Below are 561 nucleotides of genomic sequence, written 5' to 3'. Positions count from 1 at the left end.
TGCCTAGGCATCCTCCGTGCGCTCTTACTAGCTTAACCTGCGTTTTTCGATGAGTGACTTCCCTGAATGGCTTCAGAAAAGACGCTACATGTCAAACGTTTATTTAAAACTTCAGCTAAAGGATGTTTCAGCATAAAGCTTCTCACTGCTTTAAAAGCAGCTGGAATACTTTATTGTTACTTTCGTTATCCAGTTTTCAAGGTGCAATTTCGTTTCGTCACAAGAAAATACTTTATCAGGTTTTCACCCTGACTGCAACAATCAATTTTTGTAAAAACCAAATGGATTGTTTATATAAGACCGAATCACCAATAGGCAACTCCATCTTATTGTAGAAGGATTACTCCTTCAAAACTGACAACGAGCGAGCAACTACTGCCTGGGATTTTTCGCAATCGACGAGAGTCGATAAGAAAATATCCCTGTGGAAGCTGATGCTTCCTTATGCGTCTCCAACAGAAACGCTTAAATCCTTAGAAAGGAGGTGATCCAGCCGCACCTTCCGATACGGCTACCTTGTTACGACTTCACCCCAATCATCTACCCCACCTTCGGCGGCTG

The 561-nt window shown here is 42.4% G+C and carries 1 rRNA gene; it reads right to left on the bottom strand.

Annotated elements, in window-relative coordinates:
• Positions 1 to 477: 477 nt before the first annotated feature.
• Positions 478 to 561 (bottom strand): 16S ribosomal RNA (locus tag ACFQ2I_RS19440); the annotation flags it as partial.

It is taken from the genome of Paenibacillus chungangensis (genome assembly GCF_042675905.1).
Lineage (GTDB): Bacteria > Bacillota > Bacilli > Paenibacillales > Paenibacillaceae > Pristimantibacillus > Pristimantibacillus chungangensis.
The sequence above is the reverse complement of the archived record's forward strand: the minus strand, read 5'-3'. Positions and strand labels throughout refer to the sequence as shown.